This window comes from Actinoplanes sp. NPDC051411, assembly GCF_040682075.1.
In the GTDB taxonomy this organism is placed as follows: Bacteria; Actinomycetota; Actinomycetes; order Mycobacteriales; family Micromonosporaceae; genus Actinoplanes.
Genome location: NZ_JBFBAD010000010.1, coordinates 61,471 through 87,585, shown reverse-complemented (window position 1 = coordinate 87,585; position 26,115 = coordinate 61,471). Strand labels below are relative to the sequence as shown.

22 protein-coding genes and 1 tRNA gene are annotated in these 26,115 nt (G+C 70.9%); 9 read left to right on the top strand and 14 right to left on the bottom strand.

Annotated features, from left to right (window positions below; genetic code table 11):
* Window positions 1-24: 24 nt before the first annotated feature.
* Window positions 25-1,821 carry a methionine--tRNA ligase gene (gene metG / locus AB0M88_RS08190; RefSeq protein WP_364097270.1) on the bottom strand — a complete coding sequence of 599 codons (1,797 nt, stop codon included), beginning with the start codon at window positions 1,819-1,821 and terminating at the stop codon, window positions 25-27.
* Window positions 1,822-3,129: 1,308 nt separating this feature from the next.
* Here metG and AB0M88_RS08185 point away from each other — a divergent pair.
* On the top strand, window positions 3,130-3,900 hold the full coding sequence (locus AB0M88_RS08185; protein WP_364097267.1) for a hypothetical protein: 771 nt from the start codon (window positions 3,130-3,132) through the stop codon (window positions 3,898-3,900).
* Between the two features lie 64 nt (window positions 3,901-3,964).
* Here the strand turns inward: AB0M88_RS08185 and rsmI are convergent, their stop codons facing one another.
* Entirely contained in the window at window positions 3,965-4,816 is an 852-nt protein-coding gene (gene rsmI, locus AB0M88_RS08180) for a 16S rRNA (cytidine(1402)-2'-O)-methyltransferase (protein ID WP_364097264.1), read from the bottom strand.
* A gap of 75 nt (window positions 4,817-4,891) precedes the next feature.
* Here rsmI and AB0M88_RS08175 point away from each other — a divergent pair, with 75 nt between their 5' ends.
* Together AB0M88_RS08175 and AB0M88_RS08170 are read left to right on the top strand one after the other, a co-directional pair.
* Window positions 4,892-6,469 (top strand): glycosyltransferase family 39 protein, encoded by a 1,578-nt coding sequence (locus tag AB0M88_RS08175; protein WP_364097261.1) that lies wholly within the window; start codon window positions 4,892-4,894, stop codon window positions 6,467-6,469.
* Between the two features lie 176 nt (window positions 6,470-6,645).
* Window positions 6,646-7,149 (top strand): hypothetical protein, encoded by a 504-nt coding sequence (locus tag AB0M88_RS08170; RefSeq protein WP_364097258.1) that lies wholly within the window; start codon window positions 6,646-6,648, stop codon window positions 7,147-7,149.
* Between the two features lie 6 nt (window positions 7,150-7,155).
* Here AB0M88_RS08170 and AB0M88_RS08165 read toward each other — a convergent pair whose 3' ends face one another.
* The 10 genes from AB0M88_RS08165 to AB0M88_RS08120 all read right to left on the bottom strand — a co-directional run bounded on the left by AB0M88_RS08165 (window position 7,156) and on the right by AB0M88_RS08120 (window position 20,810).
* Window positions 7,156-8,400: a GAF domain-containing sensor histidine kinase gene (locus tag AB0M88_RS08165; RefSeq protein WP_364097255.1), complete on the bottom strand. Its 1,245-nt coding sequence runs from the start codon at window positions 8,398-8,400 to the stop codon at window positions 7,156-7,158.
* Window positions 8,401-8,517: 117 nt separating this feature from the next.
* Window positions 8,518-10,947, bottom strand: a complete 2,430-nt coding sequence (locus AB0M88_RS08160; RefSeq protein WP_364097433.1) for a bifunctional polysaccharide deacetylase/glycosyltransferase family 2 protein — start codon at window positions 10,945-10,947, stop codon at window positions 8,518-8,520.
* 98 nt (window positions 10,948-11,045) lie between these two features.
* Window positions 11,046-11,954, bottom strand: a complete 909-nt coding sequence (locus AB0M88_RS08155; protein WP_364097252.1) for a hypothetical protein — start codon at window positions 11,952-11,954, stop codon at window positions 11,046-11,048.
* A 667-nt stretch (window positions 11,955-12,621) separates the two neighbouring features.
* A complete protein-coding gene (locus tag AB0M88_RS08150) occupies window positions 12,622-14,493 on the bottom strand; it encodes a lamin tail domain-containing protein (RefSeq protein WP_364097249.1) in 1,872 nt (623 codons plus the stop codon).
* A gap of 391 nt (window positions 14,494-14,884) precedes the next feature.
* Window positions 14,885-14,958 (bottom strand) — tRNA-Ala (locus AB0M88_RS08145).
* Window positions 14,959-15,015: 57 nt separating this feature from the next.
* Window positions 15,016-15,768, bottom strand: coding sequence for a hypothetical protein (locus AB0M88_RS08140; protein ID WP_364097430.1), 753 nt, complete (start codon window positions 15,766-15,768; stop codon window positions 15,016-15,018).
* A gap of 144 nt (window positions 15,769-15,912) precedes the next feature.
* On the bottom strand, window positions 15,913-16,542 hold the full coding sequence (locus tag AB0M88_RS08135) for a GNAT family protein (RefSeq protein WP_364097246.1): 630 nt from the start codon (window positions 16,540-16,542) through the stop codon (window positions 15,913-15,915).
* Window positions 16,543-17,853 (bottom strand): gephyrin-like molybdotransferase Glp, encoded by a 1,311-nt coding sequence (gene glp / locus AB0M88_RS08130; RefSeq protein ID WP_364097243.1) that lies wholly within the window; start codon window positions 17,851-17,853, stop codon window positions 16,543-16,545.
* Window positions 17,850-18,764 carry a UTP--glucose-1-phosphate uridylyltransferase gene (locus AB0M88_RS08125; RefSeq protein WP_364097240.1) on the bottom strand — a complete coding sequence of 305 codons (915 nt, stop codon included), beginning with the start codon at window positions 18,762-18,764 and terminating at the stop codon, window positions 17,850-17,852. Before AB0M88_RS08125 ends, glp begins: the two co-directional genes overlap by 4 nt.
* A gap of 48 nt (window positions 18,765-18,812) precedes the next feature.
* A complete protein-coding gene (locus tag AB0M88_RS08120) occupies window positions 18,813-20,810 on the bottom strand; it encodes a diguanylate cyclase (RefSeq protein WP_364097237.1) in 1,998 nt (665 codons plus the stop codon).
* A gap of 81 nt (window positions 20,811-20,891) precedes the next feature.
* On the opposite strand from AB0M88_RS08120, the gene AB0M88_RS08115 reads away from it, so the two are divergent.
* The 3 genes from AB0M88_RS08115 (at window position 20,892) to AB0M88_RS08105 (ending at window position 23,041) form a co-directional block, all read left to right on the top strand.
* Window positions 20,892-21,521: a 5-formyltetrahydrofolate cyclo-ligase gene (locus AB0M88_RS08115; protein WP_364097234.1), complete on the top strand. Its 630-nt coding sequence runs from the start codon at window positions 20,892-20,894 to the stop codon at window positions 21,519-21,521.
* Window positions 21,522-21,579: 58 nt separating this feature from the next.
* On the top strand, window positions 21,580-21,945 hold the full coding sequence (locus AB0M88_RS08110) for an FmdB family zinc ribbon protein (protein WP_364097231.1): 366 nt from the start codon (window positions 21,580-21,582) through the stop codon (window positions 21,943-21,945).
* Window positions 21,946-22,474: 529 nt separating this feature from the next.
* Complete coding sequence (locus tag AB0M88_RS08105; RefSeq protein ID WP_364097229.1) at window positions 22,475-23,041, top strand: hypothetical protein; 567 nt, start codon at window positions 22,475-22,477, stop codon at window positions 23,039-23,041.
* Between the two features lie 172 nt (window positions 23,042-23,213).
* Here the strand turns inward: AB0M88_RS08105 and AB0M88_RS08100 are convergent, their stop codons facing one another.
* The gene (locus AB0M88_RS08100; protein ID WP_364097226.1) at window positions 23,214-23,393 is read right to left on the bottom strand and encodes a hypothetical protein; all 180 of its coding nucleotides are present in this window, start codon (window positions 23,391-23,393) and stop codon (window positions 23,214-23,216) included.
* Window positions 23,394-23,456: 63 nt separating this feature from the next.
* Between AB0M88_RS08100 and AB0M88_RS08095 the strand changes: the two genes are divergently transcribed.
* Complete coding sequence (locus tag AB0M88_RS08095; protein WP_364097223.1) at window positions 23,457-23,789, top strand: translation initiation factor 2; 333 nt, start codon at window positions 23,457-23,459, stop codon at window positions 23,787-23,789.
* Between the two features lie 97 nt (window positions 23,790-23,886).
* Here the strand turns inward: AB0M88_RS08095 and AB0M88_RS08090 are convergent, their stop codons facing one another.
* Window positions 23,887-24,354, bottom strand: a complete 468-nt coding sequence (locus AB0M88_RS08090; RefSeq protein ID WP_364097220.1) for a DUF2231 domain-containing protein — start codon at window positions 24,352-24,354, stop codon at window positions 23,887-23,889.
* Window positions 24,355-24,545: 191 nt separating this feature from the next.
* Between AB0M88_RS08090 and AB0M88_RS08085 the strand changes: the two genes are divergently transcribed.
* Window positions 24,546-24,971: a Fur family transcriptional regulator gene (locus tag AB0M88_RS08085; RefSeq protein ID WP_364097217.1), complete on the top strand. Its 426-nt coding sequence runs from the start codon at window positions 24,546-24,548 to the stop codon at window positions 24,969-24,971.
* A 48-nt stretch (window positions 24,972-25,019) separates the two neighbouring features.
* Window positions 25,020-25,874, top strand: a complete 855-nt coding sequence (locus tag AB0M88_RS08080; RefSeq protein ID WP_364097214.1) for an oxygenase MpaB family protein — start codon at window positions 25,020-25,022, stop codon at window positions 25,872-25,874.
* Window positions 25,875-26,115: the final 241 nt, after the last annotated feature.

Genomic DNA, 26,115 nt, shown 5'->3' with positions numbered 1-26,115 from the left:
CCGGCGTGAGCCGGCCCCCATGATTCAGCCCGCCAGGCGGGCCAGTTCCTCCTCGATCACCGACGGCTCGAGTTTGCGGAAGACCGGCTTCGGCGCGGCCAGCGGCGTGCCCGCGACCACCGGAACCGACTCCCAGCGCGCGCCCACCGTGTAGTCACCGGTGAGCACCGGATAGGACGGGCCGCCGTCGAGGTCGTCGACCTCCTCGATGCGCGGCATCGGCGCGTGCACGCCCTCGCCGCCGAGCAGCTCGAACACCTTCTGCGCGGAGTGCGGCAGGAACGGCGTCAGCAGCGTGTTGGCGTCGCTGACCACCTGCAGCACGACGTGCAGGACGGTCGCCTGCCGCGGCTTCTCCTCCTCCGACTTGAGCTTCCACGGCGCCTGGTCGGAGAGGTATTTGTTGGCCTCGGCGACCACCTTCATCGCCTCGCCGATCGCCGCCTTCTGCCGGTGCTTGCCGATCAGCTCGCCGACCGTGCCGAAGCCGGCCTTGGCGACCGCCAGCAGCGCCTCGTCTTCCGGGGTGAGCGGGCCGGGCGCCGGGATCGCGCCGAAGTTCTTCGCCGCCATCGAGACCGACCGGTTGACCAGGTTGCCCCAGCCCGCGACCAGCTCGTCGTTGTTGCGCCGGACGAACTCGGCCCAGGTGAAGTCGGTGTCGTTGGACTCCGGGCCGGCCGCCGCGATGAAGTAGCGCAGGGCGTCGGCGTCGTAGCGCTCCAGGAAATCGCGCACATAGATGACCACGCGGCGGGACGAGGAGAACTTCTTGCCCTCCATCGTCAGGTATTCACTGGAGACCACCTCGGTCGGCAGGTTGAGCCGGCCCAGCGCGCCCGGCTTGCCGCCCTTGTCACCCTCGCCCGAGTAGCCGAGCAGCAGGGCGGGCCAGATCACCGAGTGGAAGACGATGTTGTCCTTGCCCATGAAGTAATAGGCCGGGGCGTCCTTGCCCTCACCGTCGGCCGACCACCACTGCCGCCACGCGTCCGGGTTGCCGCTGCGGCGGGCCCACTCGATCGACGCCGACAGGTAGCCGATGACCGCGTCGAACCACACGTAGATGCGCTTGTCGTTGCGGTCGCGCCAGCCGTCGAGCGGGATCGGCACACCCCACTCCAGGTCACGGGTGATGGCCCGGGGCTGCAGGTCGTCGAGCAGGTTGCGGGAGAACTTCAGTACGTTGGGCCGCCAGTTTTCCCGCTTGTCGAGCCAGCCGCCGATCGCCTCGGCGAACGCGGGCAGATCGAGGAAGAAGTGCTCGGTCTCGACGAACTGCGGCGTCTCACCGTTGATCTTCGACTTCGGGTTGATCAGCTGCTCCGGGTCGAGCTGGTTGCCGCAGTTGTCGCACTGGTCGCCGCGCGCGCTCTCGTAGCCACAGATCGGGCAGGTGCCCTCGATGTAGCGGTCGGGCAGGGTGCGGCCGGTCGACGGCGACATCGCGCCGAGCGTGGTGCGGGCGACGATGTAGCCGTTGCGGTGGAGCGTGCTGAACAGCTCCTGCACCACCGCGTAGTGGTTGCGGGTGGTGGTGCGGGTGAACAGGTCATAGGAGAGGCCCAGGCCGTGCAGGTCCTCGACGATCACCCGGTTGTAGCGGTCGGCGAGCTCACGCGGCGTGACCCCGTCGGCGTCGGCCTGCACCTGGATCGGCGTGCCGTGCTCGTCGGTGCCCGAGACCATGAGCACGTCGTGGCCGGCCATCCGCATGTACCGGCTGAAAACGTCGGAGGGCACCCCGAAGCCGGAGACATGACCGATGTGGCGCGGGCCGTTGGCATAAGGCCAGGCGACCGCGGCGAGAACGTGACTCATGGTTCCTAAGCGTAGTGATTGCGGGCCGCCTCCCGCGAACGGATAGGTTGCGTCGGCATTTATCACGACACGCCCTATTGGTGACGTGATCGGCGCTTGCCCGCATAGTCCAATGGGGTTATGTCCGGAGACGCGCCACAGCCAGGAGAAACGCCTTACAGCGAGAGCGCTCCCGACCAGTCGTGGTGGCCCGGCGACCCCGACTCGGGTCGCCCGCGTCATCCCCGGCGCCGGCCACCCCAAACCCCGGGCAACACCGGCACCCTGCTTCCGCAGCGCGAGCAGCGGTACGCCGAGGAGACCACCGAACCCCCGGCAGCGCCCGCCCCGGCAGCGCCCGCCCCGGCAGCGCCCGCCCCGGCGACGACCGACCTGCTGGCGGCCGGCCCGCCAGTGGCCGGCCCGTCAGCGGCTGGCCCGTCAGCGGCTGGCCCGTCAGCGGCTGGCCCGTCAGCGACCGGCTCCTCAGCGCCCAGCCCCTCAACGACCGGCCCGTCAGCGCCCAGCCCCTCAGCGACCGGCCCGTCAGCGACCGGCCCGTCAGCGCCCAGCCCCTCAGCGACCGGCCCGTCAGCGACCGGCCCGTCAGCGACCGGCCCGTCAGCGACCGGCCCGTCAGCGACCGGCCCGTCAGCGACCGGCCCGTCAGCGACCGGCTCTGAGGGGCCGGTCAGGCAGCGTCCGGCCGAAGAGCTGCGGACGGAACCGGGCGGAGTCGAGCGCGACCACAACCGTCCGGACGCGTTCCGCTACGACCCGCTGCGGCCGCCGGCCGGATATACGAGCCAGTTCGGCGCCGTCGACATCCCGATCGAGCGGCCGCCGTCCTCGCCCCCGCTGTCCCCACTGCCCCCGCTCCCTCCGTTGCCGCCGCTCCCTCCGCTGCCCTCGTTGTCGCCGCCGTCCTCGCAGCCGTCCCCACCCCAGAACTGGGTGGGGGCCAGTCAACGGACCGGGTCCGACAATTTCGCCGAGCCGTCCACAGCCGCCGATTTGTCCCCAGCCGCCGAGCCGTCCACAAGCCCTGAGTCGTCCACAAGCCCTCAGTTGTCCACAAGCCCTGAGCCGTCCACAAGCCGTGAGTCGTCCACAAGCCCTGAGCCGTCCACAGGCCCAGAGCTGTCCACTGGGCCCTACCTGCCCAACGACGCGGAGCTGTTCACCAGCCCCGACTTGTCCACCAGCCCCGACTTGTCCACCGGCCCCGACTTGTCCACCGCCGCCGCGACAACCGCCTCCGACCAGTCCGAACCCGACCCACGTCCCATCCACCCCCACGCCGGCGATCCGCAACCCGAGCCCGACGTCATGGTTCTCCCCGAACCCGACGCCCGGAACCGCCCCACCGTCTCCCTCGACCGCTCCCCGGTCCGAGTCCCGCTCCCCGTCCCGGTCCCCGGGCAGGCCCGGCTCCAGACGACCGAGCCGCTCCCCCGCTCCACCGGCGACCCGGCCACCGACGCCCGGCTGGAGAAGCTCGAGAACTCACCCTTCTGGCTCGACAACCCGGACCAGCCCGGCACCCGCCGCCTCCCCGAGGTCTCGTCCCACGTCGGGACCCGGCGCCGGGTCCGCAAGCGCGCCATCCGCAAACCCGCCCCGGCCCTACTCGCGCTGATCACGCTCGCCCTGGTGGCCACGTTCTTCGCCTGGGTCAGCGCGGAACCGTTCTGGCTCGCCGTCGGCCACGGCGACCGCGGCTACGCCACCACCACGGCGTGTAACGGCTCCGGCGTGGCCCAGCGCTGCGCGGGCCGTTTCGAGGCCGCCGACGGCAGCTTCGCGATCACCCGGGTCGCCCTGCTCGGCGTGGCGCACGACGAGCGGGCCCGCGGCGCGGTCACCCCGGCCCGCATGGTCAGTGCCGACAGCCGCATGGCCTACCTCGGCGACACCGGACTGCTGGTGCAGCTGCGCTGGATCCTCGGCTTCCTGCTGGTGCTGGTGTGCGGCGGCGGCATCGCGAGCCTGACCGGTGCCCGGCGGCTCGACGACCCGAGAGCCCGCCGCCTGGTGACCCTGGCGAGCCTGTTCGCCCCGGTCGCCCTGCTCGCCGGGTTCCTGGCCGCCGCCTATTAGGAGCCGCCGCCTATCAGGAGCCCCCGCCTATCAGGAGCCCCCGCCTATCAGAAGCCGCCGCCTATCAGGAGCTGTGGACCAGCGCGTAGACCTCGCGCTTCTTCACGCCGTACTCGTCGGCAACCGCTTGGATCGCATCCCGGCGCGACCGTCCCCCGGCCTCGTGGGCGGCGACCGCCGCCCGCAGTTCGTCGTCGCCCGGCCGCGCGGCCGGGCGCGCCGGCGCACCACCAACCACCAGGGTGATCTCGCCTCGGGGCTCGTTCTCCACGGCCCAGGCGGCGAGCGCGGCCAGCGGTCCGCGGCGCACCTCCTCATAGGTCTTGGTCAGCTCGCGGCAGACCGCCGCCGGCCGGTCGTCGCCGAACGTCGCGGCCAGGTCGGCGAGCGCTCCGGCGATCCGGTGCGGGGCTTCGAAGAACACCAGGGTGCGGGGCTCGGCGGTCAGCTCCCGCAGGCGGGAGCGGCGGTTCGAGGGCGTACGCGGTAAGAACCCTTCGAACACGAAGCGGTCGCTGGGCAGCCCCGACAGGGCGAGTGCGGTCGTCACCGCGCTGGGCCCGGGTGCCGCGGTCACCGGGAAGCCGGCCTCCAGCGCCGCCCGCACCAGCCGGAACCCGGGGTCGGAGACGCTCGGCATGCCGCCGTCGGTGACGACCGCGACGACGGAGCCGGCCTCGAGGGCCTCCACCAGCTCCGGCGTACGCCGTTCGTCGTTGCCCTCGAAGTACGACACCACCCGCCCGCTCACCGTGATGCCGAGGTCGCGGGCGAGCCGGGCCAGGCGGCGGGTGTCCTCGGCCGCCACCACGTCGGCGCTCGAAAGCACCTCCCGCAGCCGGGTCGAAGCGTCGCCGAGGTTGCCGAGCGGGGCGCCGACCAGCACCACCCGGCCGGTCGAAGGGTCGTCGCGCACGCCTGAAGTCCATCACATCCCCTGACGCGCCGACTGCTGGCATCACTTCCGAGCCGCACGTCCTAGGATCGCGGGGTGACGACAGCGACCGCTGAGGCCGAGATCACCCCGGACCCGCCCGAGGCGGCGGAGAGCCCGGCGGGCGTCCGCGCCGTCCCCGACATCGTCCGGCGCCGGCTGTCCGGCCTCGAAGACTCGCTCAACCCCTATTCGTGGCTGGTCACCGCGGTGATCACGCTGATCGCGGGGATCCTGCGGTTCAAAGACCTCGGCAGCGTCAAGGGCTACATCTTCGACGAGGTCTACTACCCGACCGACGCGTGGGACCTGCTGCACCACGCGGTCGAGTGGGACGAGAAGACCAACGGCCCGGCCTATGTGGTGCATCCCCCGCTCGGCAAGTGGCTGATCTCGCTCGGCGAGCTGGCGTTCGGCAACCACGAGCTGGGCTGGCGGGTTCCGGCCGCGGCCGCCGGCACGCTGATGATCCTGATCTTCATCCGCATCGCGTACCGCCTGTTCCACTCGATCGTGCTGGCCGGCATCGCCGGCCTGCTGATGACCCTCGACGGCTTCCAGCTGGTGCTCTCGCGCACCTCGCTGCTCGACATCTTCCTGGGCCTGTTCGTCGAGATGACGTTCGCCTGCCTGCTGCTCGACCGCGACCACTACCGGCGACGCATGCTCAAGGCCCTCGAGGACGGCTTCGACCCGGCCGCCACCCACAAGATCCCGCGGGTCACACCGTGGTGGCTGCTGGCCGGCGGCGTCTGCTTCGGCCTGGCCAACGGCGTGAAGTGGAGCGCCCTGTTCTTCCTGCCGTTCTTCGGCATCGTCGTGCTGATCTGGCGCTGGCAGGCCCGCCGCTCGGCCGGCATCCGCGGCCCGATCGTGGCCGGCCTGATCGGCGACTTCGGCTGGTGGATCGTCAGCATCGCGCTCAGCCTCATCTTCTATCTCGCCACGTGGACGGGCTGGTTCGTCACCAACGACGGCTACTTCCGCCACTACCGCGAGGCCAACGGCCTCAGCGAGCCGCCGGTCCTGGGCGCCCTGCTCAACCTGATGCACTACCACCACGAGGCGTACGAGTTTCACAGCGGCCTGACCGCCAAGCACCCCTACCAGTCGTGGCCGTGGCAGTGGCTGCTGCTCGGGCGGCCGGTCTCCTTCTACTGGAACAACACCGGCAACTGTGGCTCCCCCAGCTGCGCCCGCGAGATCCTGCTGCTCGGCACCCCGCTGCTCTGGTGGAGCTTCGGGCCGGCCCTGATCGCCACCCTCTGGTTCGGCATCGCCCGGCGCGACTGGCGCGCCCCGGCCATCCTGATCCCCGCCGTCGGCAGCATGCTCCCGTGGTACTACTACGCGGTCACCGACGGCCGCACGATGTTCTCGTTCTACCTGCTGCCCGGCCTGCCGTTCCTGATCCTCGCCGTGGTCTACACCCTCGGCGCCATCATGACCCCACCCGAGGGCGTCGCGACCGGCAAGCGAAGAACCGACCGACAGCTGATAGGCACGGTCGTGGTCGGCGCCTACGTCGTGCTGGTAGCCCTTTGCTTCGCCTACTTCTATCCGATCTTCGTAGGCCAGCTGATCACCTACAACTCCTGGTCGTCCCGCATGTGGCTGGGCAGCCGCTGGATCTAGTCCGCTTGGTGGCCGGGGTGGAGAGCGCTGGCGGCTCAAGCGCGGGCCGGCTGTGCCGATAGGTATGGGACCTTCTGGGCCTACGAGACCTATCGGAGCTTTCCATGACGCTGCGGCTGCAACGCCGGCCCCGGGGCCGGCACGTTTCTCCGCCCCCGGGACGTGCCGTCCGATCCGTGGTCGTCGTCGGGCTGTTTGTCGGCGGTCTTGGGTTCGCAGCCGGGGCTGCTCTGTTCAAAGAGCCCGTCAGCGCGGACGCGTCCGCACCGTCGGCCGCGCCGAGTTCGGTGTTCACCCAGGCGCCGGCCGACTCGGGCGTCGTTACGCCGTCGCCGGCCGAGTCGACCTCGCCCGTTGCCCCGGATTCGGCTCCGACGGTCGAACCGGTCGACATGACCGCCGACGGGACCTGCATCTCGACGGCTTGTGCCGATACTTTCAAAAAGTCGTTCAAGATGTTGGCGGAGAGCGCCTCCGCGGCCACCATCGACAGCTACTTCGAGTATGCGAAGAACATGTGCGACGCGCTGAGCGAGGGCGATCAGGCTGTGGATCTCCGAGATTCCGCCGTGCGTTACAACGGCCAGACCGAGAGCTCGTTCTTGTATACCTTCGCCAGCGCGACCGAGCCGGGATCGCTCTGTCCCGCCTATAAAGACCAGGTCGTTCAGTTGCGATAGAGGCTGCTAGATCGCGATCAGCTGCTCGGCCATGTCGGCCGGGGAGAGCTGGGCGAACGGGAAGACCACGTGCAGTGAGGTGCCGTCGCCGGGGCGGTCGGACAGGGCGACCGTGGCGTGGTGGGCGTCGAGGATCTTCTTGGCGACGGCCAGGCCGCGGTCCGGGCCCGGCGCGTCGGCCGGGTTGGCGATCGCGCCGTAGAACAGGTGCGGGAAGAGTTCGGGGCGCAGGCCGTCCGGCAGGTCCATGTCGTCCACGCGGACGGTCGGGCCGGATTCGATCTCGGTGCCGACGCGTACGCGGCCGCCCGCCGGGGTGTATTTGACCGCGGCGAACAGCAGGTGGGTGAGCACCTGCTCGAGGCGTACGGGATCGGCGATGATCGGTAGGCTGGGGCCGCCGGCCTGGTTGAGGATCCAGATCTGTTTGGTGGCCGCGATCGGCCGCACCGCCTCGACCGCCCGCTGGGTGATCCGGGTCAGGTCGATCTGCCGCATGTGCAGGCTTTCGCTGCCGAAGCCGGCGTCGGCCATCGAGGTGAGGTGCTGCATCAGGTCGAGGAAGCCCCGGATGTGTCCGGCCGTGGCCCGTCCGACCAGTTCGGCCATCTCGGTGTCGTGGTAGCCGGTTCTGCCGAGCTTTTCCAGGTATGACGACATGAGGTGCAGCGGCGCCCGCAGGTCGCCGCCGATCAGTTCGGCCAGGTCGTCCTTGCGCCGTTCCAGTTCCTGCAGGCGGGCTGTGGTGTTGGCCAGCGCGATCGCGTGCCGGCGCAGCTCGATCTGTGAGGTGACCTGCCGGGCGAGTGCCCGCAGGGCCTGGAGCTGCTCGATGTCGAGCTTGCGTGGTTCCCGGTCCATCACGCAGAGGGTGCCGAGCGCGTACCCGTCGGTGGTGATCAGCGGCGCTCCGGCGTAGAACCGGATGCCGCCGTCCTGGTCGACCATCGGGTTGTCGGCGAACCGGGCGTCCTTGGTCGCGTCGGACACGACGAGCAGGTCGCGGCCGAGCACGGCGTGGGCGCAGAACGACATGTTCCGGTCGGTTTCGGTCAGATCGGTGCCGATCCGGGCCTTGAACCATTGCCGGTCCGAGTCGAGGAGGCTGACCAGGGACATCGGTGACCCGCAGACGGTGGACGCGAGTTTCACGATGTCGTCGAAATCCTGCTCGGCCGGGCTGTCGAGAATGTCGAGCGCGTAGAGCGCGGCCAGCCGGTCGGTCTCATTGTCGGGCAGGGGTGCCTTCATTGCGCCACCTCCAGGGCTTGCCTCAGGAGTATCACGCGAAAGTAGCCAAACAGACTTTTCTCACAATCCCGGCCCGCGCCCGACCGGCTGCAGATCGATCGGGCGCGGGCCGGAACATCACCCGGTGTAGGCCGGGCCGGAGCCGCCGGACGGGGGCGAGCCGGCCGACGGGAAGTCGTCTTCCTCTCCGAACCGTGGCTGGACGGGCACGGCGGGCCGGGCCGACGCCCGCCCCGAGGCCGGGTGCTGCACGGTCACTCTGACCTGGTCACGCGTGGGCGGCCAGGTGTCGATCTCGGGGGCGAGCGCCTGAGCCGGCAACGCCCGCGCGGTCTTCATCGTCGCCACGCCGGGTGCGGCGACCGCCGGTCCGGCGGATGGGTCCCCGACCGTACGCGGTATGAGCCCGGCCCGGTGCAGCTTGTGCCACCGCAGCCGTCCGCCGGTCAGGGCCGTGGTCGCCGACTGCAGCAGCACCAGATACATCAGCTGCCGGTAGGCGAACTGCTGCAGTGGCAGCCGCCAGAGCGGGAGCAGCGACTCCCGGTCGAAGCGGAACGCCACCGCGGCCGTGAACAACTGCAGGGCCAGCATGCCCAGCCAGGCGGTCACGGTCTCCTTGAGCTCCCAGAAGACCAGCCCGTAGACGAGCAGGATGTCGACCACCGGCGCGAGCAGCGGCAGCGCGATCCCGAACAGGGCCAGGAACGGCAGCCCGACCCGGCCGAACCGGCCCGACGGCCCCCGGTCGAACAGCGACCGGCGGTGCTTCCACATCGCCTGCATGGTGCCGTAGCTCCACCGGTAGCGCTGCTTGTAGAGCTGCTCGAGGGTGGCCGGCGCCTCGGTCCACGCCCGGGCCCGCTCCTCGTAGACGACCTTCCAGCCGGCCCGGCACAGCGCCATGGTCACGTCGGTGTCCTCGGCCAGCGTCTCGTCGCTGATCCCGCCGACCTGGGCCAGCGCCTCGCGGCGGAACGCGCCGATCGCCCCCGGCACGGTCGGCATGCAGCCGAGCACCTCGTAGAGCCGGCGGTCGAGGTTGAAGCCGATCACGTATTCGATGTGCTGCCAGACGGCGACCATCTTCTGCCGGTTGCCGACCTTGACGTTGCCGGCCACCGCCCCGACCTTCGGGTCGGCGAACGCCTGCACCAGCATCCGGATCGAGTCCTTCTCGAAGATGGTGTCGCCGTCGACCGTGACGATCAGTTCGCTGCGGGCGAGCGCCACCCCGGTGTTCAGCGCGTTCGACTTGCCGCCGTTGGGCACCCGCACGACCCGTACGTTGGGCAGCGCCAACGCCTCCACCAGGGCGGCCGTGCCGTCGGTCGAACCGTCGTCGACCACCACGACCTCGATCGCGGGGTAGTCGCCGCCGGCGAGCGAGCGCACGGCCGCCTCGATGCCCTCCTTCTCGTTGAAGGCGGGCACGATCACCGACACGGGTTCGGTGACGGGTGGGCCCCAGGACCACGTCTTCTTGCGCCTCTGCCGGGCGTGCCGGCTGGCGAGCAGCAACAACAGGACCGTACGCGCGATGGTCAGGGACCCGACGATCAGGAACAGGCCGGCGACCGTCCAGACGAGCCCGTCGGCGATGCGTACGGTCCAGATGACCGCGGCCCCGCGCCAGATGTCGCCCCGGGCGGCGGCCGGGTTTTCCGGCAGCCGGGGCACCAGCGGAGCCTTGACCTTGGCCGTCTTGTTCCGTTCGATGATCTGCTGGTTGTGCAGGTCGATGCCGTGGTTGAGGCCGCCGGTGACGGTCGTGAAGCGGTAGCCGCGGGACTGCATCAGCGGGATGTAGCGCCGCAGGGCGGCCACCGTCTCGGACCGGTCGCCACCGGCGTCGTGGAACAGCACGACGGCGGGGCTTTCGTGGTCGGGCAGCGCGTTGCGAACGATCTGCGGTACGCCCGGCCGCTGCCAGTCCTCGCTGTCGGTGTCGTTGACCACCATCAGGTAGCCCTGCTTGCCGACGTCCTTGACCATCTTCCAGTTGATGTCGTCGACCGCTTCGGTCTTCGACGAGTAGGGGAAGCGGACCAGGTTGGTGTGCACCCCGGTGGCCCGGGCGATCACGTTCTGGGTCTGGTTGATCTCGAGCGTGCGCCGCCAGGGCGCGATGCGCTGCAGGTTGGGGTGGGTGAAGGTGTGCACCCCGAGTTCGTTGCCGGCGTCGGTGAGCCGTTTGGCCAGCTTGGGATGGCGGGCGACCTCGGAGCCGATGACGAAAAAGGTGCCGACGACGTGATATTCCCGCAGCACCTTCAGCACCTGGGGCGTCCACGTCGGGTCGGGGCCGTCGTCGAAGGTCAGGGCGATCGTCCGGGGTGGCATCCGGCTGGTGCTCTCCTGGCCGCCGGTGGTGTTGAGCACCGGTCCGCCGTGGCGGACGGCCGGTGGCACGTGGCTCTGGTCGCCGACCTCCGAGTCGAGGTGGTCGCTCGTGAACTCGGAGTTGATGTAGGCCTGGACGACCAGCACGCCGACGAAGAGCACCAGCAGCAGGACGCCGAGTGCGGCCCGCGGGCGGGGGATCAGCCGGACCGGCTTGCGGGGCCCGCGGCCGGCCGGCTTCGCGGGGGTCGCCGGGACCGGGGCGGTGATCTCCGGGTTCTGTTCCGGTGGGTTGGCGCTGGTCACGCGCCGGCCCGTGAGGAAGCGCGGGGGCTCGCGGTGCCCTGGCCGGCCGGCCCACCAGCCGATCCGCTGTCGGTGCTGTCGCCGCTGCCGTCGCCGGTCGGGCCGGAATCTCCGTCGCCGGAGCCGGAGACGATGGAGCCGCCGCCCTGGCCGCCGGTCCCGGTCGAGCCGCCGCCCTGACCACCGGTCCCGGTGGAACCGCCGCCCTGACCACCGGTCCCGGTGGAACCGCCGCCCTGACCGCCAGTCCCGGTCGAACCGCCGCCCTGACCGCCAGTCCCGGTCGAACCGCCGCCCTGGCCGCCGGTCCCGGTCGAACCGCCGCCCTGACCGCCGGTTCCCGTGCCCTCGGCGGGCGGGGCCGGGGGGATGGTCGGCGGTGCCGTGGTGGTGCCGGTCGCCGGCGTCGACGAGCTGGCCGACGGGGCCGGCGTGGTCGTCGACTCCACCGGGTGGGTGGTGGTCCCGCTCGGCGTGGGCGTCTTCGTCGGCGTCGCCTTGGCCGTGGGCTTCTTGGTGACGGTCGTCGACTCGACCCGGGACGACGAGGCCTGCCGGGTCGCGGTGCGCCGGGGCAGCGCCTCGGTCACGAACAACGACTTGATCGACGGGGTCGGACTCGGGCTGGGCGGGGCCGGCGGCTTGCTCTCCTTCGGGTCGAGGTCGAGGCCGGGCAGCGGCAGGACGGCGCTCGAGCGGACCGGGCCGCCGGCCAGGCTGACCGCGATCAGGCCGCCGTAGATCATGACGATCACACCGAACGCGTACGCGAGCCGCCGCAGCAACCGGCTGCGCCGCCCGGTGCTGTCCACGAACACCGGCGCCGGCGCCGGCACGGCGATCACCTCGGTGTCGGGGATCTCGGTGTCGACGGAGGTCGAGTTCTCAGGCTGCTGCGAAGTCACGCGGCGAGCTTAAGAACTTCTTTTACCAACGCGCAGGCGCTCACTCCCGCGGGTGACGGATGATCGCGGCCGGGAAACCAGCCGAAATGATGAGTGCTCGCGTTTGACCAGATGGGCATGCATCTGAGTCGCCGAAAAGAGATCGCTCTGAGCTGCGGAGAAATGGTTCGCGCGCCGAGGTTACGCTATTTCGGCGGATTGTTTGGTGTCGCATTTCGGACCGCCGCCCGGCAGCAAAGCGAATGCTTTTCGTGTAGCCAAAAGTACTACCTAATAGGGTATTGCCCAAATATGTCCACTTTATACCGGATGGCGTGATCAGGGCGGCAAACTGGATGAGGTCACCCGTTGTGTCGGTCATCGGAGGTCGTTAAGCTTCATCTTGCGCGCCCCTATCGCCCGCTTCCCCCGTGGCTGGCGATCGGGGCGCGCCCTTATTTGCGCAGGTAACCTGCGATTTCCGGCCCGGCCACGCGTCGGCCACCGTCGATGTCTCGACCGGTTTCGCGGCCCTTTCGCTCCCGGTCGGCAAACCGCCACAATCCACCCGGACGCCGGGTTCCGATGTGGACGCCCCGTATCGGAAACGCGTGCGGTCCTGATCAGCTGACCACCAGCCACGACGACCGTGGCATCCCAGACGCCACGGTCGTCCTGGCCCGGCTCCTCAGCAGGGGAAGGTGCCGCTGTACAACGCGTGGCCGCTGCCCGCGCTGCCGCTCCCGCTGCCATAGATGCCGTCGTCCGACCACACCGCCTCACGCCAGCCGCTGACGCACGTCGGTGCCAGCGCGAAGCCCTCCAGGTTGTCGGCCGGCATGACGGTGGGGTTGGTGTAGGTGATGTCGGGGACGATGGCCCCGCTCGCGTTCACCTTCATCAGCGTGTGGGTCTCACCGCACGTGTTGTCGCAGGTAGCGATCACGCGCTGGGTCCCGGCGTCGTACGCGACGTCCATCACCGAGGCCTCACCGGTGGCGATACTGCCGAAGGTGATCAGAGACCCGTCGGTGTCGAGGCCGTAGACGCGAAGCGTGCCGTCGAACTCGAGGCCCGCGAAGAACAGGCCCGAGCCGTGCTTCGGGTAGTTCGCCGGGTCGTACGCCGCGTGGGTGAGAGGGTCGACCCAGCCGTTCGCGGTCAGCCAGCTGTCGGGCACATAGGCGACGCCCTCGAAGCCGAGGTTGGCATCGTCCTTGTCGCCGGTGTTGAGCTGCGGGAACTGCGAGGTCATATCCCACTGGCGCACCGGGGTGAGCGTCGTGCCGGTGGCCGCCGGGTCAAACTCCATGATCGTGTCCTTGGGCGCCGAGTTGTTCGCGTTGTCGCGCTCGGAGGTCACGTAGAGGTGCCCGTTGCCGCCGACCGTGATGCCCTCGGAGTCCGGCTCGCCGGAGCCGGTGACGAAACGGGTCTGCTTGCCGGACGAGCTCCACGAGGCGTCCGGGACCCACTTGCCGTTGCTCTTGACCAGCTTGAACAGCCAGTTCTTGTTCTTGACCGCCCACAGCGTCGCGGCGTTGCCCGGATCGAACGCCAAACCGCTGACGTCGCGCCCTTCCGGCCCGGTCGAGGTCTGGAACGCGCACACGTTGTCCACGATCGCGACGTTCTCGCCACCGGGCCAGGCCTGCGTGCCGCTTGGCGCGGAGCCGCTGCCACTCGGCGCCTCCGGCTCGCAGCCACTGGTCAGCGAGCCGCCCCCGCCGCTGAGGACACCACCCGGCGGCGGCGTGGTGCCACCGGTGCAGGAGTTGGACGTCCCCAACGTGGCCGTAGCGGACGTCGAGAAACTCCCGCAGCGCTGGTACGACGGCTTCGCACCGTCCACCGGCCAGGTGACCGAGTCGATCGTGTTGCCGCTGCCGTCGAGCAGGAAGAGCGAGTCGGAGTCGCCCAGCCCGATCGAGGAGTCGAACGTGGCGTAGCCGCCGGCCGGGACGCTGCCCGGGCTCGGCGAGGGCAGCTTGGTCGCGCTGTGCGACGTGTCGCCGTCGACGAACTTCCACGAGCTGACGCTGACCGCCGAGGTCCCGCCGTTGTAGAGCTCGACGGTGTCACTGTCGGCCGAGGTGACCTCGTTGACGCGTACCTTGCTCGCGCCGGGAATCGCGGCCGGGCAGCCGCCGGCGTTGGCCCGGCCGAACGTGGCCGACGCGGTGGCGATCACCCACGATCCGAGGCCGTCGCCGCCGCAGCGCGCCATCGCCGGCTTGGCTTTGTTCGTGGCCCAGTCGACACGGTCCACGACCGTGCCGTCGGCGGTGTAGACAACCAGGCTGTCCGCGTCGCCCAGCCCCTTGGGCGAGTCGAAGGTGACGAACCCACCCGCCGCGATGCTGCTCGCCGACGGGCTGAAGCTCTGCGGGCTGAACGAGTCGTCCGCCATCTTCCACCCGGCGAGGCTGACCGGGCCGGCCCCCGTGTTGTACAGCTCAACGGTGTCGTCCCCCGCCGACGTGACCTCATTGATCCGCACGTTCTGATAGCCCGCCGGATCAGCCGCGGCCGCCGGCCCGGCAAACACGGCACACGTCACCAACACACTAGGAACGGCTAAGAGGGCAGCGCCCACAACCCGGAGTCTCGACATCCCCGGACCTTCGCGGCCGATTCCAACCCCCACATGAATCGACCCTGAACAATCCGCACCCCACCCCGGAACGTTCCCAGGACCCCTCACTCACCCCAGCCCACAGCCCTAAGCCCGGTCTCGAAATCGTGGACAAGCCCAGCCCAATACGGAGAGACGAATTCCTGCACGCAGACAGCAGGACCCGGATCAGCAAGGCCGTGGCGATACGCCAACCGCAACCACAGATTCGAGCGCAACCACCGCCCCGCAGGGCCTCCGGGGGCTCGGCCCCCGGAGCAGATATACGTAACGGCCCGGTTCGCGCTTTCCGCGAACACAGGCCGCCGCCGTTGCGTGGAGCTGAGGGGATTTGAACCCCTGACCCCCTCGATGCGAACGAGGTGCGCTACCAGTCTGCGCCACAGCCCCTTGGTGCCATCAAAGGCTAACAGGTCACGGCCGAACACCGCGAACCGGCCCACCTCATCACGCCGTGTGGTGACGGCCCCCGGCCTCGTACGGCCGTCCGCGCAGGCCGCCGCCCCGGCGCCGGTAGGACACCGAGCCGCCATTCGCCACGGCCGGCAGGTCGGACGGGTCGCGGTCGAGGCCCATCGCCGCGCGGCGTACGGCCTCTTTCTGCGCCGCCAGGCGCCTTTGCGCCTCCCGCCGGGCCGCTGCCCGCCGGGCCTGTTCCCGCCGCACTTCGGCCTGCCGGGCGGCCAGCCAGGCGGCCTCGCGGGCTTCGATCCGGCGCCGGTGCCGGTCGGTCAGCGCCCGGTTGCGCAGGTGCACCAGGTACGCCCCGAGCAGTGAGCCGGTCACCGCGAAGCCGATCCAGAAGCCCGGCCCGACCGCCAGCACGCCGATCAGTTCGATGATGTTGAGCAGGAGCAGCGCGGCGAAGACCCGGCGCCGGCGGACGACCGCGGGAGTGTGTCGCCGCGGGGGTGAGCGGCGGGCCGGGCGACGTCCGGTGACCAGGCGTAGGCGGCGCTGGGGGCGCCCGGTGGGATCACCCGATGGGGCGGGTACCGTAACCGTCACCTGGCGCCCGGGGTTGATCGGACGGCGTCCGGGCACGGTGCGGCGACGGCGGCGGCGCTGCAGCACCCGTGCCGTCGACGACGCCCGCTCCGCGGCGAGCCGCTCGGTCGCGTCGTACCGGCGCACGAGCGCTGGTGCGAGGGCGAGCAGACCGGCCGCGGCGAGGACGGCGAGGAGCACCGAGGTCGGCACCCTCACCCCTCCCGTCAGCTTCGAAGCGGCTGTGCAAGGGCACGCCGCAGGTCGCGTTTCAACCCGAGGCTAAGGGCGGGAGCTGCGGAAATCGTTACGCCGCGCCGGGCGTGGCGGTACGACGATCATAAAAACGTGAGCGGGTCAAGCCCGCACGCGGCGCCAGCGGGCCAGCAGACCGCCTTCGGCCGCGATCTCCTCGCTGGTCAGCGCGTAGCCCAGGTGGTCGCGCCAGCTGCCGTCGATGTGCATGTAGCGCTGGTGGTAGGCCTCTTCGCGGAAGCCCAGCTTCTCGACGACGCGGCGGGACGGCTTGTTCTCCGGGCGGATGTTGACCTCGATGCGGTGCAGGCCGCCCGGCCCGAACGCGTGGTCGACCGCGAGCGCCAGCGCGGTCGGGATGACTCCCCGGCCGGCCACCCGGTAGTCGACCCAGTAGCCGGCGTAGGCGGACGAGAACGCCCGCCGCACGATGTTGCCCAGGTTGATGTGCCCGACCAGCCGCTCGCTGCCGTCGGTTTCCCGCAGGCAGACCGCGAAGGGCATGCTGTCACCGCGCCTCGCGGCGCGTCTCATGTCGGCATAGACGTACGCGTAGGCGCGGGTCGAGTTCATCTCGGCCCACGGCCCAGGCGGCGACGACTCCCACGGCGCCAGCCACTGCTGGTTGGCGATGCGCACTTCGGACCACACCTTGGCGTCGCCGCGTCTGTAGGGCCGCAGCACGACCGGCCCGTCCGCCAGGACGGCTGGCCAGCCCGGCGTGGACCCCATTCATCGCCTCCGGTCGAGGAGTAACACGTCCACGGTCGAGCCCGCTGCCGCCGTGGTGACCCGCTCGCCGAGCACCAGCAGTCCGTTGGCCTCGGCCAGGCCGGAAAGAGTGTACGGCCCACCGGCGAGGGGCTGCACGGTGTAACCCCCGCCGCGCCGTTCCGCGACGTGGGCGGGGCGGAACTCGCGCAGGCCGCCGGGCGACGAGACGGTCTCCAGCAGGTGGGCCTTGACGCTGGGGCGGAACACCGGTTCGGCCCCGGCCAGCAGCTGGATGACCGGGCGGGCCAGCACTTCGAAGCCGATCAGGGCGGCGCCGGGCTCGCCGGGCAGGCAGACGACCGGCACTTCTTCGGCGCCGACCGTGCCGAAGCCGAGGGTGGCGCCCGGGCAGAGGGCGACGTCGGTGAACTCGACCGCGCCGCGGCCGGGGTCGCGGCGCGACAGCACCCGGCGGAGCATGTCGCCGGGCCCGGTGCCGGTGCCGCCGGTCGTGATGATCAGGTCGGCCCGCAGGGTCTGATCTTCGAGCAGGCCGCGAAGACCCTCCGGGTCGTCGTCACAGATACCGATCCGGTACGCGAGTGCGCCGGCTTCGACCGCGGCGGCGGTCAGCGCGTGCGAGTTGGCGTCGACCACCTGGCCGGGCTGGCTGGGCCGGCCGACGTCGACCAGTTCGTCGCCGGTGGCCACGACGACGACGCGCGGGCTGGGCCGCACCACGACGTGGCCGATCCCGGACGCGGCGAACGTCGCGACCATGGCCGGGGTGACGTACGTGCCGGCCGGGGCGAGCACCTGCCCGACCGCCAGTTCGTCGCCGGCCCGGCGTACGCCCGAGCCGCGTTTGGGCGCGTGCAGGATCTCGACCGCGGCCATGCCCTGGTCGGTCCAGTGCACCGGGACGACCACGTCGGCGCCGATCGGCAGCGGCGCGCCGGCGGCCACCGAGAAGCAGGTGCCCGGGGTGAGCCGTACGGGACGCCAGCTGGCCGCGCCGAGGTCGCCGACCACGTTGAGCCGGACCGGGCGGCCGCTGCCCTCGAACTTGCCGAAGGACGGGTGCGAACCGAGCCGGCCGGCCGATGCCAGGTCTTCCCACCGGGCCGCGTATCCGTCGATCGCGGCCTGGTCGAAGGCGGGGTACGGGTGCGGCGCGAGCACGTCCACGGCGAGGACGTTGCCGTGGGCCTGGGTGAGGTCGAGGTCGAGCGGAGGCAGCGCCCGCAACCTGCGCAGCACGCTGCCCAGGTATTCGGCGAGAGGCATCAGCTCGTTGGCGGCCGCCTCGGCATCGGCCGTCGCCGTCATCCCTTCGCACCGCCGGCGACGAACTCGCCGAGCCAGCTCCGGAACTCTTCGCCCAGGTCGGCCCGTCGAGCGGCCAGTGTCACGACCGCCTGCAGGTAGCCCAGGGGCATGCCGGTGTCGAAGCGGTGGCCGCGGTAGATGATGCCGTGCACCGGGGTGCCGTCGGCCAGCAGCTGGGCCATCGCGTCGGTCAGCTGGATCTCGCCGCCCGAGCCGGGCTTGGTGCCGTCGATCGCCTCGAAGATGGTCGCCGGCAGGATGTAGCGCCCGAGCACGGCCAGGTTGCTCGGCGCTTCCTCCGGCGAGGGCTTCTCGACCAGGCCGGTCACCTTGACGATGTCGTCGCCCTCGTCGGAGGGCTCGACCACCGCGATGCCGTAGCGCGAGGTCTCCTCCGGCTTGACCTCCATGAACGCCAGCACGATGCCGCCGGTGCGGGCCTGCAGGTCGAGCATGTCGGGCAGGAGCGGCTTGTCCTCCTCGACGAACTCGTCGCCGAGGAGCACCGCGAACGCGTTGTCGCCGATGTGCGAGGCGGCGGTGCCGACCGCGTGCCCGAGGCCGAGCGGCTCGCCCTGCCGGCAGGTGTAGATGTCGGCGAGTTCGCTCGTCCGGCGTACGGCCGCGAGCCGTTCGAGGTCGCCCTTCTCCTCCAGCCGGGCCTCGACGTCGGGCCGCCGGTCGAAGTGGTCGACCATGGAGGTCTTGCCCCGGCCGGTCACCAGCAGCACGTCGGTGATGCCGGCCGCCGCGGCCTCCTCCACGATGTATTGCAGCACCGGGCGGTCGACCACCGGCAGCAACTCCTTGGGCACCGCCTTCGTGGCGGGCAGGAACCGGGTCGCCAGACCGGCCGCGGGGATGACGGCCTTGACCGCTCGGCGGCCGGTCGCATTCGCGTTCGTGGTCATTGAGGTCTACGCACCTTCCCTCGATTCGTGCCCGGATATGCCGCGAGACTATCGGCCGCGAGCCTGTCGCGGCGGTTGCGGCCCTCCGGTGGCGGACGAGGCGGGATCGAAATGCCCGTCCGGTACGGCTTGGGAAACCGACGACTTGATCACAGTGCTGGTCCCGGGACGGGCCTCGGCCAACCGGTACGTGTCGCGTCCCGCCTTCTTGGCCGCGTACAGGGCGTCGTCCGCCGCGTCGACCACCTGCTGGGCCGTGTTGCCGTGCTCGGGATAGACCGCGACCCCGATCGAGACGCTGATCGCGATCTCCACGGTCTCCCGGTTTTCCACCCGTACGGGCTCGCCGCGCACCGCCTCCCCGAGCCGTTCGGCGACGATCATCCCGCCGTACGCGTCGGTCTCCGGCAGCAACACCACGAACTCCTCCCCACCCTGCCGGAACGCCACGTCGACCTCGCGCAGCCCGACCCGGATCCGCCGGGCGAACTCGACCAGCACGGTGTCGCCCGCCGCGTGCCCGTACGTGTCGTTCACGTCCTTGAAGTGGTCGATGTCGAGGACCAGCACGGTGAGCGTCCGGCCGAACCGGCTCGCCCGCTCCACCTCCCGGCGCAACGACTCCCGGAGGTAACGGTAATTCCACAGGCCGGTCAGCGGGTCGGTCAGCGAAAGCCGCTGCGCCTCCTCGTGGATCCGGACGTTGTGCACGGCGACCCCGGCCTGCCCGGCGAACGTGCGCAGGGTCTGCAGGTCGGCGTCGTCGAACGGGCCGCCGCCGACCCGGTCGTAGAGCGCGAGCACGCCGAAGGTCGCGGGCAGCGGATGTTCCTCCGGCATCAGCGGGTCTTCGGCTCCGGCCGGGGCGCAGATCGGCACCGCGACGTACGTCCGGCAGGGCGGCTCGGCCGCCGCGATCGCCCCGAATCCCCGCCGGGCCTCGCGGCCGGCCGCCACCGATCCGAGCACCCCCGAGCCGACCGGCAGCCGGCGGGTCCGCAGCTCGTCGTCGGAGAGGTCCCAGTCGCCGGTCAGGCCGATCCCGCACTGGGCGACCAGCTGGGTGCCGCCCGGGTCGGTCAGCAGCACCAGCCCGGCCCGGGCGCCGGTCGCGGCCTGGGCGGTGCGCAGGATCACCTGGAGGATCCGGTGCAGGTCGTGGGTGCTGGACAGCGTCTCGCCGAGGATCGCCAGGTGGCCGCGCAGCTGGTCGCGGCTCGCGGTCAGCGCCTGCACGTAGGCCTGCAGCTCGCGGGTCATCCGGTTGAAGGTGCCGGCCAGGCGCCCGAGCTCGTCGGGTCGCAGGATCGGCACGCGGGTGTCGAGGTCACCGTTGGCGACCCGGTCGGCGGCTCCGGCCAGGTCACCGAGCGGCCGGGTGGTCGAGTGGGCGAGCCAGCGGGCGACGAGCACGGCGGCGACCGCTGCCGACAGGACGAGAGCGGTCAGCAGCGCGTACAGGAAGCTGGGTTTGCCGGGAGCGACGGTGAGCGTGAGCGGCAGCGGAGAGCCCGGCCCCGCGCTCAGCCGGCGCGTGTGGGACCCCTTGGGGGTGTCGCTCACGGTGATGGCGACCTGGGCTCCGGCGGTGCTCGCCAGCCGGTCGAGGAAGCCGGAGTCGATCCGCTGGGCCGCCGTCACCTTCAGATCGCCCGAGGTCGCGACCGCGGTCACCGCCTCGGCGGAACCGCCCTGGGGCTCCGCGCAGTCCTGCCAGCCCTTCGTATCCTCGTCACCCAGCGTCTGGTCACGGTGCGGACTGTCGGTGATGCGGATGCCGGTGGCGAGACCGCGGGTGATGAGCTGTGCCGCTACCGGTGAGCGATCCTCGTCGGGCACCACCGCGACCGCGTCGGCGGTCGCCTGCAGTTGGCGGCAGACCGCGCCGACCGCGGTGCGGACCGTCGTCGCGGCTTGATCGAGTCGCTCGGCCGTCCGGTCCCGGCTCACCGTGGCGACCGTCAGCGCGACGAAGATGGACCCGAGCAGGACCGGACCGAGCACGACCACCAGGAAGGCGGTGGTGAGCCGGCCACGTAGCGTCACGCATCCTCCTGGGAGTGGCCCTCTTTGGAGCGATGCTGACATAGTGTGCACCGTTTGCCGGTTTTCAAAAGGGGGTGTTGCATGTCGGATTTAACCGCTGAAGCGGAAAAATCTCGGGCAGCCAAGCTCGCGCTCCGCAGCCGATTGCTCACCGCCCGGCGTCTTCTGCCCGCCGCCGAGCGCCGCACCCGCGCCCTTCAACTTCAAGATCAAACCCTTTCTTTCGTACGCCGTGAGCACCCGTCCACCATCGCCGCCTACGCCCCGGTCGGCCCCGAGCCCGGTGGCCCCGACCTCCCGGTCGCGCTGCTCACCACCGGCGCCCGCGTCCTGCTGCCGGTGCTCCGATCCGACAACGACCTCGACTGGGCCGAGTTCACCGGCGACCTGGTCCCCGGCCCGCGCGGCCTCTCGGAACCCATCGGCCCCCGGCTCGGCGTCGAAGCCCTCGCCACGGTCGACCTGATCCTGGTCCCCGCCCTGGCCGTCGACCGGTCCGGCCGCCGCATGGGCCGAGGCGGCGGCTCCTACGACCGCGCCCTCACCCGGGCGTCCGCCCCGGCCGTCGCCCTCCTCCACGACGACGAATTACTCGAGATCGTCCCCGCCGAACCACATGACCGCCCGGTCAACGGGGTGATCACGGCGCGGCACGGATTCGTGGCGCTCCCCTCAGCCGGGGCGTGGAGTGGACGAAATGACCTCCGATGACGCACCATTGGCACTCGGACTTGGCGAGTGCCAGTTGCCGTAAAGATCCGGAGGAGCCGTGCCCACCTACCAGTACGCCTGCACCGAGTGCGGGCACCAGCTCGAGGCCGTCCAGTCCTTCTCCGACCCGGCCCTGACCGAGTGCCCGAGCTGCAGCGGCAAGCTCCGCAAGGTCTTCAACTCGGTCGGCATCGTCTTCAAGGGGTCGGGCTTCTACCGCAACGACTCCCGCGCCGGTGCCGTCAGCGCCGACAAGCCGGGCGCCTCCGAGTCCCCGACCCCCGCCAAGTCCGAGTCGTCGTCCTCGTCCTCGAGCGACTCCTCGTCGTCGTCCTCGACCTCATCGTCTTCTTCCCCGTCCACAGCGACGAAGTCGAGCACCTCTTCCGCGCCGACCACGACGAAAGCCGCGGCCGCTTCCTGACCGCTCCTTTCCAGCGCACGCGCCAGCCCGCCCAAGCGGTCTGGCGCGTTTCGTTTTCCCGCCGGTGGACGACGGACCCGAAAGTGTCAGACCCGGGTGCTCTACTCCTCCCCTCCCATCACGGGCGGGGTCAGTAGGGGAAGAGCTCGTCAGCACGATGGTGTGGCGGGCAGCGCCGAGCTCGTTGATCGCTTGAGTGCGGGCCTTGGGCTCTTCGCGAGTCTGAGTAGCCCAGTCAGGTCGATCCCATCCCCGACGGAGTGGGACGCCGAGAGCACGTCAACGCATGCGCGCATATCACACTGATGGGGCTCCACCTGCGGTTATCCACAGGCGTCCGGTTGTCCACAGGGCCGGAGCGAGCGATCTTCGATTCGGCCTAACGTCCCATTCCGGCGCCCGACCACGGCGCCGCGGCGACGGGAGGGCACCCACGATGGGCAGGAACGGTTACTCCCGCCGAGATGCTGCCCAGCCGGCCGCGCACGGGTCCACACGCCGCCCCCGCGGCGACGGGCGCCTGGATCCCGTGCGCTGGCGCCGGCCGGGCCGCGGCACGCTGCTCCGCCTCGCGGCGGTCGCGGCCCTGCTGGCCACCGCCGCCGCGGTGCTGTGGTCACCACCGAAAGAGTCCTGCGACGCCGGCGCCGTCGCGCCGGCGGGGTCAGGCGCGACCAAGGGGCCGGCCACGGCCGGAGCGGACAAGGCCGCGAACAAGGCCGCGGACAAGGCCGCGGACAATGACGCGGCGACGTCGGGCGACACCGGCCCGGCCCGAGCCGGTGACGACGCGGCCCGAGCAGGCGACGGCGCGGAGATCCCGGCCGTTCCGGCGGGGAGCGTGGGCGTCCCGATCCGCCTGGCCGATCCCACTGCGCTGGGACTGGTCCGGCCGGGCAACCGGGTCGATCTGCTGCGAATCGACGACGCGGGTGGCCGCCCGACCGCGGTGGCCGGCTCGGCGCTCGTGCTCCGGGTGACCGGCGTCAACGACCCGGCGACCGGCGGGCTGCTGCTGGCCTTGACGCCGCGGGAGGCCAGTCAAGCCGTGGCGACGTCAAGGCAGGGCTTCGCCATCGTGATCCGCCCCGACTGAGCGGACTGCGCGAAGGACGGACCGGCCAGAAGTCCCGACCGAGGACCGACCACGAGGCCGTGCCGAGCGCCGGCCAAGGAGCCGGCTCGAAAGCTGAGCAGGAAGCCGGGCCAAGGTTGAGCAGGAGCCGGGCCGAGGGCTGGGCAGGAAGGCCGGCCGGCGGCTCGGGGGATCAGCCCCAGTGCGGCGGCCGATCGTCGAGGAGGCGATCGTCGTTGGAGAAGTCGCGCTCGCCCCAGCCCCGCTCGGTGTCGTCGCGGGTCTGGTCGGGCAGCAGCGCCGCCTCTTCCGAGTCGAAGTCGACCTCGCGCTCGGCGTCGTGGTCGCGCTCGGGTTCGTCCAGGATGTCCACGGCTAGAGGGTAAGCCCGCACCGTTGCGGCCGTCGTCCCCCTCCCGCTGTACCGTCGGTGAACGTGAGCTCCCCGAACGGCGTGCCGGACGACAACGCCTACTGGCAGCGGCCGGACCCCGACTCCCCCACGCCGGACGCGGCACGGAAAGCGGCCGGCCAACCGGCTCCCGGCCATGCCTATCAGGGTCCCCCCCGGCAGAGCCCGCCGTCCCCGCAATGGCGTCCACCGACGATCGCGCAGCCGCCCCCGCCGCGCGCGCTGCCGCCTCAGAACATGGACGCCCTCGACGACGCCGAGGGGTCGGCACGGACCGTGACGTACGGGATCGGAATGGTCGCCGGAGCGATCGCGCTGATCCTGATGTGCCTGCTCTGCGCTCGCGTGATCTTCTGAGCGCACGACGAGCGCACGAACGCACGAAAAAGCCCGCGACAGCTGCCGCGGGCGAAGACCGGCGGACCGGCCGAGCGCCGGCCGGCCCACCGGAGTCTCAGCCTTTCCAGACCACCGTGGCGCCCGAGTCGCCGGTGCGGTAGACGTAGTAGCCCGCGATCACGGCCAGCACGACCATGACGACCGACCCCGCCGCGCCCGCGATCATCGGCAGCGAGCGCGAGCCCCAGGTCAGAAGCAGCATGACCAGGGTCACGACTCCGAGCGCGAGCACCCACCAGAAGGTGTGCGTGCCGAAGTTCATGTGCTTGTTCAGGTCGTCGAGGGGCTTGCCTTTCATGCCACTTCCGACCAGCCGGTCATACAGCTTCTCGCCCGACTCCTTCGTCACGAAGCAGGTGATCGGCGTGATCACCGCCAGGATCGCGACGGCCCAGTTGATGCGGAGCCGCCAGCGGGGTACGACCGCGTAGACGATGGCGCCGAGGGCCAGCAGGGGGACGAAGACCACGGCCGCGTGCAGCACGAGAACATGCACGGGTAGGCCGTTAATCTGGTCGAACACGAGGCCTCCTCAGTTGGGGACGGGACCGCCAGCTTAGAGTTATCTGACGCTGCAAACATGTCCAGTGCGAGATACACCTGGTTGACCGTTCCGGTTCACCGTTCTCGCCGATCTTGCGAAATTCTTCCCGGAACCGCCTCCGCGACCGGCGGGCAGTTGGGGTTTCACCAAAACCGTGTTGTCATGGACCGATGTCCACCGGTGAGGAACTCCTGCGTGAGCGCGGCCTGCGGGTCACCCGCCCGCGCCTCGCCGTGCTGGAGGCCCTCGCCGAGGGTGGCCATCTGGAGGTCGACGACGTCGCGACCCGGGTCCGGTCCCGCCTCGACTCGATCTCGACCCAGGCGATCTACGACATCCTCGGCGCGCTCTCCCGGGCCGGCCTGGCCCGGCGCATCGAGCCGGCCGGCAGCCCGGCCCGTTTCGAGTCCCGCGTCGGTGACAACCACCATCACATCGTCTGCCGCGGCTGCGGCGAGATCGCCGATGTCGACTGCGTGGTCGGCGAGCGGCCCTGCCTGACCCCGAGCGAGAGCCACGGTTTCGAGGTCGACGAGGCCGAGGTCACGTTCTGGGGCCTGTGCCCCTCCTGCCAGGCGCGACGGGCCGCCGACTGATAAACACATCACTTCTGAACGGGTTCAAAAACGTGGCACGCTAGGTGAATGAGCGCCGATGTGGGCTTGTTCGGACCGGATTCGGTCACCTGGAAACTGCACGCGGAACCGATTCTCTTCCTCGGCGGCATCCGCGCCCTCTATCTGCAGGCCCTGCACCCGCGGGCGGTCGCCGCCATCGCGCAGAACTCCGGCTACCGCACCGACCCGATGGGCCGCCTGCTGCGCACCGCGACCTACGTCAGCACGGTCATCTACGGCACGACCGAGGAGGCGGAAAGAGCGGGCAGCCGTCTGCGCAGGCTCCATTCCCGCCTCTCGGCGGTCGATTCCCGTACGGGCGAGCAGTTCCGCATCGACGAACCCGACCTTCTCCGCTGGGTCCACGTGGCCGAGATCGAGTCGTTCCTGACCACCGCCACCCGGGCCGGGGTCTCGCTGACGCCGGAGGAGGCCGACGCCTACTACGCCGAGCAGACCCGCTCCGCCGAACTGGCCGGGCTCGACCCGTCCACGGTCCCGGCGAGCGTCGCCGAGGTGGAGGCCTACTACGAGTCGATGCAGCCCGAGCTCGCGCTGACCCGCGACGGCATCGACACGGCCGCCTTCCTGACCGTGCCGCCGATGCCCGACTTCTTCCACAACCGGGCCGTGCGCCTGGGCATGACGGTCGGGCCGCCGCGCTGGGCCTACACCGGGGTGGCCGCGACCGCGATCGGCCTGCTCCCGCCCTGGGCCCGCCGCCTCTACGGCGGGCTCGGCTGGCCGGCCACCGACCTGACCGCGGCCCTGTCGGTGCGGGGCATGCGCCTGCTGCTCAACACCGTGCTCAGCCGGCTGCCCCAGCAATACCGCGTCTCCCCGTTGCGCCGGGCCGCCCTCGACCGAGCCGCAACCGCCTAGCCCGAGCAGACGAACCAGCGCCGCAGGGTCAAGGCGCGCTCAAGCCGAGCCGCAACCGCCCCGCCCGAGCAGACCCGCGCTTCGCGCAGTCCGACCCACCAACGCCGCCGGGCCTAAGCGCCCTCAAGCCGAGCCGCCAAGCCGGGCGAGCCGCCAAGCCGGGCGAGCCGCCAAGCCGGGCGAGCCGCCAAGCCGGGCGAGCCGCCAAGCCGGGCGAGCCGCCAAGCCGGGCGAGCCGCCA

Coding starts and splice junctions, on each gene's coding strand:
- metG (WP_364097270.1), bottom strand. CDS start 1,821: ATGAGTCACGTTCTCGCCGCGGTCGCCTGGCCTTATGCCAACGGCCCG.
- AB0M88_RS08185 (WP_364097267.1), top strand. CDS start 3,130: ATGGTTCTCCCCGAACCCGACGCCCGGAACCGCCCCACCGTCTCCCTC.
- AB0M88_RS08165 (WP_364097255.1), bottom strand. CDS start 8,400: ATGAAGGCACCCCTGCCCGACAATGAGACCGACCGGCTGGCCGCGCTC.
- AB0M88_RS08135 (WP_364097246.1), bottom strand. CDS start 16,542: ATGGGGTCCACGCCGGGCTGGCCAGCCGTCCTGGCGGACGGGCCGGTC.
- glp (WP_364097243.1), bottom strand. CDS start 17,853: ATGACGGCGACGGCCGATGCCGAGGCGGCCGCCAACGAGCTGATGCCT.
- AB0M88_RS08125 (WP_364097240.1), bottom strand. CDS start 18,764: ATGACCACGAACGCGAATGCGACCGGCCGCCGAGCGGTCAAGGCCGTC.
- AB0M88_RS08115 (WP_364097234.1), top strand. CDS start 20,892: ATGTCGGATTTAACCGCTGAAGCGGAAAAATCTCGGGCAGCCAAGCTC.
- AB0M88_RS08085 (WP_364097217.1), top strand. CDS start 24,546: ATGTCCACCGGTGAGGAACTCCTGCGTGAGCGCGGCCTGCGGGTCACC.
- AB0M88_RS08080 (WP_364097214.1), top strand. CDS start 25,020: ATGAGCGCCGATGTGGGCTTGTTCGGACCGGATTCGGTCACCTGGAAA.